8 protein-coding genes are annotated in these 10,518 nt (G+C 61.9%); 3 read left to right on the top strand and 5 right to left on the bottom strand.

Going from position 1 to position 10,518, the window contains the following annotated elements; genetic code table 11:
* Positions 1–141: 141 nt before the first annotated feature.
* Positions 142–1,950, top strand: a complete 1,809-nt coding sequence (locus HUJ17_RS07980) for a beta-ketoacyl synthase (protein ID WP_290510195.1) — start codon at positions 142–144, stop codon at positions 1,948–1,950.
* A 105-nt stretch (positions 1,951–2,055) separates the two neighbouring features.
* Here HUJ17_RS07980 and HUJ17_RS07975 read toward each other — a convergent pair whose 3' ends face one another.
* The gene (locus HUJ17_RS07975) at positions 2,056–4,680 is read right to left on the bottom strand and encodes a DUF6351 family protein (RefSeq protein WP_290510194.1); all 2,625 of its coding nucleotides are present in this window, start codon (positions 4,678–4,680) and stop codon (positions 2,056–2,058) included.
* Between the two features lie 228 nt (positions 4,681–4,908).
* Here HUJ17_RS07975 and HUJ17_RS07970 point away from each other — a divergent pair, with 228 nt between their 5' ends.
* Positions 4,909–6,336: a phospholipase D family protein gene (locus HUJ17_RS07970; protein ID WP_290510193.1), complete on the top strand. Its 1,428-nt coding sequence runs from the start codon at positions 4,909–4,911 to the stop codon at positions 6,334–6,336.
* Between the two features lie 162 nt (positions 6,337–6,498).
* On the opposite strand, the gene HUJ17_RS07965 is transcribed toward HUJ17_RS07970, so the two are convergent.
* The 4 genes from HUJ17_RS07965 to HUJ17_RS07950 all read right to left on the bottom strand — a co-directional run bounded on the left by HUJ17_RS07965 (position 6,499) and on the right by HUJ17_RS07950 (position 9,655).
* Entirely contained in the window at positions 6,499–6,801 is a 303-nt protein-coding gene (locus HUJ17_RS07965) for a hypothetical protein (RefSeq protein ID WP_063509063.1), read from the bottom strand.
* 2 nt (positions 6,802–6,803) lie between these two features.
* Positions 6,804–7,202, bottom strand: a complete 399-nt coding sequence (locus tag HUJ17_RS07960) for an MmcQ/YjbR family DNA-binding protein (protein WP_290510192.1) — start codon at positions 7,200–7,202, stop codon at positions 6,804–6,806.
* A 451-nt stretch (positions 7,203–7,653) separates the two neighbouring features.
* Positions 7,654–9,237 carry a peptide chain release factor 3 gene (prfC, locus tag HUJ17_RS07955; RefSeq protein ID WP_062816766.1) on the bottom strand — a complete coding sequence of 528 codons (1,584 nt, stop codon included), beginning with the start codon at positions 9,235–9,237 and terminating at the stop codon, positions 7,654–7,656.
* 82 nt (positions 9,238–9,319) lie between these two features.
* Positions 9,320–9,655 carry a DUF2834 domain-containing protein gene (locus tag HUJ17_RS07950; RefSeq protein WP_063508896.1) on the bottom strand — a complete coding sequence of 112 codons (336 nt, stop codon included), beginning with the start codon at positions 9,653–9,655 and terminating at the stop codon, positions 9,320–9,322.
* 144 nt (positions 9,656–9,799) lie between these two features.
* Here HUJ17_RS07950 and HUJ17_RS07945 point away from each other — a divergent pair, with 144 nt between their 5' ends.
* Positions 9,800–10,219, top strand: coding sequence for a hypothetical protein (locus tag HUJ17_RS07945; RefSeq protein ID WP_063508897.1), 420 nt, complete (start codon positions 9,800–9,802; stop codon positions 10,217–10,219).
* Positions 10,220–10,518: the final 299 nt, after the last annotated feature.

Genomic DNA, 10,518 nt, shown 5'->3' with positions numbered 1-10,518 from the left:
CCGAAACATCCGCTTTCACTTTCAAACTCTGTTGCACTTTCCTGACCGGATTCGCCCTCCGTCGTATACGCAAAACCGGATTTCACCTGTACCCTGACCGGCTAGTCACCTTTTTGGGTTGGGCACAGGCCCGGGAGCACCATGTCAGCATTACCCGTTATCACCGCCATGGGCGGCATCAATGCGGCCGGCCGCAGCGCCCTGCATTTCGGCTTTCAGCGACTGATTTTCGATGCCCTGCCGGATGCCGGCCGCCAGGACACCCTGCGTTCGCTGGGCCAATTGACCGGTCGCAGCCCGGACAGCCAGCTGGCCGCCACCCTGATCCGTGCCCTGCCCAGTTCTCACCGTCTCCACGCCGCCATCAGCGGCACCAGCGACATTCCCGTTACCCTGGAAATGCGCAACATGGACCTGCCTGACCCGCTACCCGCTGGCTGGCAGGTCTCCCCTATCGACAAACGCCGCTGCCGGGTCACCCTGCCCGCGGGGCTGGATCTGCGTGTCCCCCATGACGCCCCGCGCCGGGTCAGCGCCGCCGGGCAATTGCCGGACGGCTTCGATCCCGGCGCCCTGTATGCCTCGCGCAACCACCCCCGGGCCCTGCAGATGGCCATCTTCGGCATCAGCGATGCGCTGGGGGATCTGGGCATGGACTGGGCCACCGTGGCCGGCAAGGTGCGCCCGGATCAGGTCGCCGTTTACGCCAGCAACGCCATGTCCCAGCTGGACGACAACGGCCTGGGCGGCGTCATGCGCTTCCCGCCCAACGGCCAGCGCATCACCTCCAAACAAGTGCCGCTGGGACTGGGCGAGATGACCGCGGATTTTCTCAATGCCTATGTGCTGCACTCGGTGGGTACCACCGGCGGCATGCTGGGCGCCTGCGCCACCTTCCTCTACAACCTGGAAAAAGGGGTGCAGGCCATTCGCAGCGGCAAGGTACGGGTGGCCATCGTCGGCACCAGCGAAGCCCCGCTGGTGGCAGAAGTCATGGAAGGGTACCGGGCCATGGGTGCGCTGGCAGAAGACCAGGACCTGGCCGCTCTGGACAGTGCCCAACAGGCGGATGTGCGCCGCGCTTGCCGGCCGTTTTCCGATAACTGCGGCTTTACCATGGCCGAGTCCGCCCAGTTCACCGTGCTGATGGATGATGCCCTGGCCCTGGAACTGGGTGCCGATATTCTCGGCGCCGTGCCGGATGTGTTTATCCATGCGGACGGTGCCAAGAAATCCATTTCCGCCCCCGGCGTGGGTAACTACCTGACCGTGGGTAAAGCCGCCGCCCTGACCCGTCAGCTGATCGGCGAGAAGGGCCTGCGCGAGCACAGCTTTGTTCATGCTCACGGTACCGGCACCCCCCAGAACCGGGTCACCGAATCGGTGATTCTGGACCGGGTGGCCGAGGCCTTCGGTGTCCGCCAGTGGCCGGTGACAGCCATCAAGGCGTTTGTGGGACACTCCCTGGGCAGTGCCGGCGGCGACCAGCTGGCCGCGACGCTGGGTAGCTTCGCGCAAGGGATATTGCCGGGCATCCGCACCATCGACCACATTGCCAGTGATGTGCACCGCCAGCACCTGGACTTCGCCATGGACCACGTCCCGCGCGACGACTTGCAAGCCAGCCTGATCAACTCGAAGGGGTTTGGAGGCAACAACGCCACTGCTGTGGCGTTGTCCGCTCGGGTCACCGAGGCCATGTTGCAACAACGCCATGGCAGCAAAGCCATCAGCCATTGGCAAACTGCCCGTGACACGGTGTTGCAGGCCAAGAGCTGTTTCCGCGACCACTGCCTGCACGAAGCCCCCAAACCGGTATACCGGTTTAACGAGGGGGTAATGGGAGATGAAGCGGTGACGCTGACCGGGGATGCGATGCAACTCAATGGCGGCACCACCATGCCCTTTGACGACGACAACGGCCTGGCGGCTTACCAAATCAATCTCTAGCGCTACTCGGATGGGAAAGGGTGAGTAACGAGGTATGAGTTACGAGTTACGAAAACCTTTCCCGGTCTTCGCAACTCGTCACTCAGCATCCCCAGCGACTGAAGATCAGCGAATCTCCACCTGGAAGGCCGGCGACGCCCAGCCCTGAGGACGGGTGGCCATACCATCAGCCAAGGGGGCACCGCCGTAAATGACCTGCTGCGCATCACCGTACTGCAACCAGGTCCGGGTAGGCATGGTCCCCTCGCCGGGCTTGCTGTAATCGCAGACGCCCTGCGGGAAGATCTCCGCCACCTGGTCCGCGAAAGCCTGCGGATCCAGCACCGTGGGGTAATCCGCCGGATCCACCGGTTTCAGCTGGCACTTGTTGGTCAGGGTCTGGATGCTGTCACCGGCCACGGTCCGTGGCGTCCCGAAACGGGTCTGCACCACGGTCTGTTGCAGGCCCAGAACCGGATCGGTCAGCGGTGCCAACAACTCACCCAGGGTGCCCAGTAACTCACCCCGCACCGGCAGCTCGGACACCACCGGCAGCGCGCTGATATCCAGGCCACACACCTGACCGGTGAGCGCATCCACCACCACCCCGGCTTCCGCCGGTGCCGGCGGCAGCAGGGACAGATCCAGCCCCGGCAGGATTGGATCCGGGTACAACAGATTGCCGGTCAACGGCACGATGGGGCCTTCAGGGCCGAACAGGGACGATACGGAAAGACACCGGTCGCGGGCATAAACCGGCTTGTTGGCGATCACCTTTTCGGCCACCGGCGTGGCCGTGGCATCCTGCTCGATGCCGGACAGCCACAGGTCCATGACCAGCAGGGCTTCGGTGGTGAAAACCGTATCGCCAAACAGCGGCGCCGGGCCATACCAGATCACATGATTATCGGCGTGACCCTGGGTCTGCTCCAGCCGCGCACGCATCTGCCAGGAATGGTAGGCATCATGGGCAATGCCCGGGTCCGGGCCACGCAGATCAATGATCGGCACATTGGCCAGATGCTCAGCGGTGTTGATGGCGCCGGTCCGGTAGGCATTTCGCAAGGCTTGCGGGTCAGCCACGGTGCGCTCGGCCTGATAGTCGATATCCACACTCAAACCGCCGATTTCCCGATTCACCCTGAGAAACTGCTCGCCGCTGATCACCCCGTTCTGCAATGCTTTCAACCCATACTGGACGCCCACATTATCCAGCGGAATACCACCAAAACCGCGACCGAGCAGCTGTTCATTGCGGGTCCATACCGACGGGTCACGGGGCCCAAACTGGTTGATCATGTAATCCAGCAAGCCGCACCGCAGTCCGTCCGGCTGCGACTCGGCGTCATAGACCGCCACCCCTTCCTGCAGACCCGGGCAATCCTCCTGGTCCGGGTAGGCGGACGGAAAGAATGCCAGGTCAGAGACCACCGGATTCAAGGGCAAGTGGCCATAGAAGGCGGACCACTGCGCGGCCGGAATCACCCCGGAGGTCAGCAGCGAGGTAACCACCTCCTGAAACCCTTGCGGATCGGTAGGCAGCTGGTTGCCGAAGTAATTACTGAGCAGGTTGTAGTCCGCGAACTGGGTGGCGGTGGTCCAGACATCCGGGTAGGAGCATTGCACGATCAGGCCCTGATAAATGCCCGGGTAGGCATTGGCCACGTGGTGCTGGGTAATGGAACCACCGGAACAACCGGTGCCGATGGTGTAACGGATTTCCCCATACTGTTCGATGATCCGCTCTTTCCCCATCATCAGGGACTCCGCCGCGGTTGCCAGATTGGCGTTATGCCCCAGGTTGGCCTGGGCCGTGGACAGGGTCATGAACCCCCGCGCCAGGGCGGTAGTGATGCTGTCACCCAGCAACAGCTCGGCGCCCGCGGGGGCAGTGCCGGCGATATCACCACGGGGCACCTCCCCCATGCCATAACTGACGCCCACGTTACCGCCATGATGAATCAGCAGCTTGCCGTTCCATTGCGGTTGCGGGTCCAGGGCGGTCCAGGGCTGATCCGGTTGATAGAGCGTCATGATCAGGTAACGGTCACGATTCATGACCCCTTCTTCCATGCGCACGATAAAGGGCATTTCCATGCCTTCATCCGTGGTAATGCGGGCAATGCTGTCATCGGCAGGCGGATTTGCCGGGTCATAGGGCTGGAAGGCTTGCGGCAAGCCGGGGTTTTCCGGATCAAAGTTGGTCAGCAGGTTTTCCAGCTTGTTGGCCGGCACATACTGAAAGGTGTATTCCGGCGGCTGATTACACTGGGCATCCACCGCCTGTTCATTGGTGCACTGCCAGGGCTGCAGCTGGGGCCCGGAAAACACCGGACCGCCGCTGGGGTGGTTGATGATCTGTCGCTCCAGCACCGACGCATCGGCCAGCACCACGGTGACCGTGTTGGCCCCCAGCGCCATGCCTTCCAGCAAGCCCTTGAGGGTGCCCTCGCTGGTTGCCGTCAAGTGCTCGGTCACCTCCCGATCGCCCAGCATGACCTTTGCCCCGCTCAACAGGGCGCTATCGTCAGCGGTAATTTCCACCAGCGCATCACCGCCGCTGATCAGGTCCGCGCGATTGGACAGCACACGGATATCGCCTTCCCCCGCCTGCGGCGTTTCGGGAAGGTCCGGATCGGGGGTATTCGGAACCGGATTACTGGCCGCCGGCGACGACGACGAACCGCCACCACCACAAGCCGCCAACAGGGCTACCAGGACGGCCGCCAGCAAACGAGACAGGGATTTCATGGGAGACTCCAGGCCGGCGCGCTGACCGGCTTATTGTTATTAACATCAGTGTTAACCCATTCTCGAGGACCGGGGGTCGAGTTACTGTTGATGTGCGGTTGCGCGATAGTTAACAGGAGGGGACATTCTTTGCAGAATGTTGCACGAATGTACCACACCATGATCCGCCAAGGTTCAGCCCCACGAGCCAGGCTGTTAAGGTAGCCGCAACCTCTGGATGGACCGCCCATGATCCGACTGAAACTTGCCCTGCTCTTGCTGCTGGCGCTGATCGCCTGCACCGCCCTCTGGCACCGGTACAAACCCCTGCCGGACGGTCTCGCCCATGAATCACCGCTGCTCCCTGCCATGGGGCTGAATCTGCTGGTGGATGACACCTGGGAAACCGCCGATGGCGGCCGGGGCATGCGTCAGCGCATTTTCGACGAGGCCCTGCGGTTGATCGAACAGGCCCGGCAACTGGTGGTGGTGGACATGTTCTTGTTCAGCGCCTTTCAGGGCGCCGATGATGCCAGTTACCGGCCCCTGTCCGAGCAGCTGACCCGGGCACTGGTGGCCAAGAAACAGCAGCAACCGGATCTGCCCGTTGTCCTGATCACCGATCCCATCAACACCCTCTACGGCGGCCTGCACAGCGAGCACCTGGAGCGCCTGGAAAACGCCGGGGTGGTGGTGGCCACCACGCCCCTGCCACGGTTACGCGACTCCAATCCGAGCTGGTCCGGGATCTGGCGGATCTGCTGTCAGTGGCTGGGCAACAGCAACGAGGGGGGCTGGCTGCCCAACCCCATGGGGCCCGGCCAGGTCACCCTGCGCAGCTACCTGACCTTGCTCAATTTCAAGGCCAACCACCGCAAGACCCTGGTGGTGGATGAAGGCGACCGGTGGACCGCTCTGGTCACCACCGCCAACCCCCACGACGCCAGCAGTGCCCACAGCAATCTGGGCCTCACTTTCCAGGGTCCGGCCGTGGCGGAACTGCTGGACAGCGAACTGGCGGTGGTTCGCATGGCAGGCGTTCCGCTCCCGAATCTGCCGCCCGTCCCCACCGGCCCCACAGCGGACACCACCGCCGCCCAGCTGCAGGTACTCACCGAGGGCGCCATCCGCGACGCCTTGCTGGCCGCCGTGTCCCGCAGCCAGCGCGGTGAAGCGCTGGATGTGTCGGTGTTCTACCTGTCCCACCGCCCCCTGGTGAAGGCGCTATTGGCAGCCCATGAGCGAGGCGTTGCCGTACGCGTGTTGCTGGACCCCAACAAGGATGCGTTCGGCCGCCAGAAAAACGGCATCCCCAACCGCCAGGTGGGCGCAGAACTCCATGCAGCGGGCATTACAGTGCGCTGGTGCAACACCCAGGGCGAGCAGTGCCATACCAAGATGTTGTTGCGCAGAGGCGCTGAACGCTCGGAAGTGATCATCGGCTCCGCCAATTTCACCCGCCGCAATCTGGACAACCTGAACCTGGAAAGCAGCGTGCGGGTGCTGGCGAAAACGGATCACGCATTCATGGTGAATGCCCGATCCGCCTTTGCCAGACGCTGGGACAATCGTGACGGGGAGAAGCACAGTACCGATTACGGGGTGTACGCGGACGAAGCAAGCTGGAAGTACTGGGTGTACCGGGTAATGGAATTTACCGGGTGGAGCAGTTTTTAGGGCAAAGGCGATTTTTTTACCACAGAGGGCACAGAGGACACTGAGGAAAAACAAGGCGCGTTCTTTGTAATCGCAAAGGCCCCAGTAGGAGCGCCGCTTGCGGCGCGATTCCATGCGCTGGGTTATCGCGCCGCAAGCGACGCTCCTACAGAAAACGAGGATCTATTCCGTCGCCGGGGATTCTTTCACCGGGCGGTTGCGGTGCCAGTCGAGGCCAGAGACCGCTCCATTGATCAACCAGGCGGCGGCAACCAGGCCGCCAGCCATGGGCCAATCCCAGGTTTCCGGCAGCAAGTCGGTGCCGGGTACAAACACCAGGAACAGCACGGTCTCCAGTACTGCCAGCAACAAGGGGGCCGCCAATCGAGCCGGGTAATGCAGCTCAATGCCCAGCCAGCGCAGAACGGCGCCGCCCATGCCAAGGCCAAGCCAGATAACGATCAGACCACCAATAATCACTGCCACCGTTAACGCTCCTGTTCCTGTTGTCCGTAGAGTGCCTCACGGCCGTGCCGGACCGCCATGCCTTCGCGCACTTTTTTCGGCAAGCCGCCCACCACCAGGGCGTAGGAATGGTCGATCATGCGCTCGATTTCCCCGCGCGGGATGGAGCCATCCAGCTTGAGGGTATTCCAGTGTTTCTTGTTCATGTGGTAACCGGGAGTCACCGCCGCGAAAATATCCCGCAGCGCCTGGGCCTGGTCCGGGTCACATTTGAGATTCATGCGCCCTTCGCCCTGCTCTTCACTCAGCGTCGCGAACATCTTGTCACGGACTTTCATGACCGCCACATCCGGCCCAAAGGGAAAATCCTTGCGCGCTTCCGGCTTGCTCAGCAGGTAGGCTTCAGCGGCTTTTACGTCCATGATTCCGGTGTCCTGGTTGGCCGGCCATTGAGAAACCGTCGCCTGTCCGTGTCGCGTTGGCAGCAACGGCCATGGAGATGATACCGCCCCTGTTACCCACCGCCTACCGCACAACCGGTCGTTTGCACCGGAACAACAGGTGGGCACTGATGAGCATGTTGCCCGGGCCCCGGGCGCATCCGCCCAATAAAAAACCCCGGCGGGTAGCCGGGGTCTTGAGCTTCGACAGTACCCTTGTGAGGTGGGGCCGAAACAGGCCGAGAGTTTACCCGCTTGCGGAAAGGATCGCGACAACCCGGCAGCGGGGAATACCCGGGTTAATGAAAAATAATGTCACCCGATGAGCAGCCTCGCGCCATGAAAGCCATGCTCAATACACCACCGCAAGCCCATTGGCGCCCCGGAACTGGCACGCCGCAGGCTCGCGATGGGGCAGGCATGCGCCCCGTTATCAGGAAATTTCCCGGGTTTCGCGGAACAGAATCTCCGGATGGCGTTCCTGGGCCAGCTGCAGGTTCACCCGGGTCGGCGCCAGATAGGTCAGGTGACCGGCGCCATCGCGGGACAGGTTGTCGTAGGCCTTGCGTTCAAAGGCCGCCAGTTCTTTATCACTGTCGGCTTCGATCCAGCGGGCGGTGGCCACACTCACCGGCTCATAGCGGCAATCCACGCCGTATTCGCCTTTCAGCCGCGCTGCCACCACATCGAACTGCAGGGTGCCCACGGCGCCAAGAATCACGTCGTTGTTACGCAGCGGGAAGAACACCTGGGTGGCCCCCTCTTCCGCCAGCTGGGTCAGTCCCTTGTGCAGCTGCTTGCTCTTCAGCGGATCGTTGAGCACCACGCGCTGGAACAGTTCCGGGGCGAAGTGGGGAATACCAGTGAACGCCAGTTCTTCCCCTTCGGTGAAGGTATCCCCGATCTGGATGGTGCCGTGATTGTGCAGGCCGATGATATCGCCGGAGAAAGCCTCATCCACGTTGTCCCGCTCACCGGCCAGGAAGGTCAACGCATCGGGGATGCGCACGTCCTTGCCGGTGCGTACCTGTTTGAGCTTGATCCCTTTCTGGTACTTGCCGGAACAGATGCGCATGAAGGCAATACGGTCCCGGTGACGGGGGTCCATGTTCGCCTGGATCTTGAACACGAAGCCGGTCATCTTGGGTTCGTCGGCGGCCACCGTACGTGCGGTGGCGTCCCGGGGCTGGGGCGGCGGCGCCCAGTTCACCAGACCATCAAGCATGTGATCCACACCGAAGTTGCCCAGGGCGGTACCGAAGAACACCGGGGTCAGCTTGCCGGCCAGAAAACGCTCCAGGTCGAATTCGTGGCTGGCCCCCTGCACCAGTTCCAGTGTCTCGCGCAGTTCTTCCGCGTAGTCCGCGCCGACGGCCTGGTCCAGCTCAGGATTGTCCAGCCCTTTCACTTCGCGCACGTCCTGCACGGTGTGGCCCTGGCCCGTCTTGTAGAGAACGGTGGTGTCGGTGAGCAGGTTATAGACGCCCTTGAAGCTCTTGCCCATACCGATGGGCCAGGTCACCGGGGCACACTCGATCTTGAGCACGTCCTCGATTTCATCCAGCACTTCAATGCCGTCGCGGACATCCCGGTCCAGCTTGTTGATGAAGGTCAGGATCGGCGTGTCCCGCAGGCGGCACACTTCCATCAGTTTGACGGTCCGCTCCTCCACGCCCTTGGCGGCATCAATCACCATCAACGCCGAATCCACGGCGGTGAGGGTGCGATAGGTATCTTCGGAGAAGTCGGCGTGGCCGGGGGTATCCAGCAGGTTGACCGTGGCCCCCTTGTAGGGAAACTGCATCACCGAGGTGGTCACGGAAATGCCCCGCTCCTTCTCCATCTCCATCCAGTCGGAGGTGGCGTGTTTGCCGGACTTCTTGCCCTTCACGGTACCGGCGCTCTGGATCAGGTTTCCGTACAGCAGCAGCTTTTCGGTAATGGTGGTTTTACCGGCGTCCGGGTGCGAAATGATCGCGAAGGTGCGGCGCTTGGCCACCTGGTCTTGCAGGCTCATGGGGTTCCGACTCTGACTGGATATTTGCGAGGCGCGAGTATAGCAGCCTTGCGAATCCGTATCAGCGGGTAGCACCGCGCTGTCAGACGATACCGGAGCCCTTGAGCTGGCGCTGGCGCATCAGCAGATAGAGGGCAAAGCCCACCGCAACCCCGGGCACCACCCCCAGCAGCAACGCCAGCCAGCCACCGCGAATCTGGTAGCGCTGGCGCTCGAAGATCACCCAGATGGCGAGCACCACCCAGCACAGGATCACATCGGTGGCGTAACCCGCAGCAAAGGGATTCACAAAACCGCCGGCAGCAGCGGCAACAATATCCGGATTGGCCAGCAGCGGCGGGATAATCAGTACCGCAAACACCACACAAAAGCCCAGGGCTACCAGCAATAAAAGTCGACGAAACAGCTTCTCTGACACAGACTCAGTCCTCGCAATGGCCATCCTTGATCACTCTATCCTTGAGGATTTCCCGGAGGGTGTCCACCTTTCCAAAACGATACTTCAGAGCTGACCGAAAGCAGTGCTAGAGTGTCGGTTCCAGAACCACAAGGATGCCCGGCCATGTCTGTTTATCTTCGCGCTTTTTCTGCCCTCCTCCTCGCCACCCTGCTGGCGGCCTGCAGCCGTACTCCGGATGCGGGTGATGCCCGTAAAGCGCTGGAAGTGGAACTGGACAACGCTCATCTGTCCGGCCTGCTGTCGGTGACCGATGTGGAAAAGCGCAACGGTTACGATGACGGCGACGGCCGCTACACCCTGGAGGTGGATTACCAGCTGAAAGCCAGAGATGACCTGAGCGGCTATACCGACAAGATCAAGGGCAATGAAGATCTGTCCGGCATGGATCGCTTCGCCATGATCATGACCCTCAGCGCCCTGCGCATGGAGCATGGCAATTTCAAGAAGGGGGATACCTTCCAGCGGCAGCGGGTAATTACCTTCCGGGACTCGGAAAACGGCTGGATGCCGATTCAGGAGTAAAGGGAAGCTGTTCGAATCGCACCTTGCCTGCTGTAGGAGCGGCTCTCGAGCCGCGAACCGAGCGGAGCGAGGCGACAAAGATCAAGGTCTGACCACCATTCTTTCTGGAACCTGTCGAGCCTTGAGATTCCTGATCGCCCTGCGGACGATTTCCGCGCAAGCGCGGTTCGCACCTCAAGAGGTGTTATTCGCTTCGCTCACCCTTCGGGCCGCACGGAACTACGTGCGTTACTCCGCTACGCTCCGTTCCTACAGCGGCTTCGTAGAAATGACGAGATCTCGGGAACTTCCCAACCTTT

The organism is Alcanivorax sp. (assembly GCF_014762765.1).
Lineage (GTDB): Bacteria > Pseudomonadota > Gammaproteobacteria > Pseudomonadales > Alcanivoracaceae > Alcanivorax.
The sequence above is the reverse complement of the archived record's forward strand: the minus strand, read 5'-3'. Positions and strand labels throughout refer to the sequence as shown.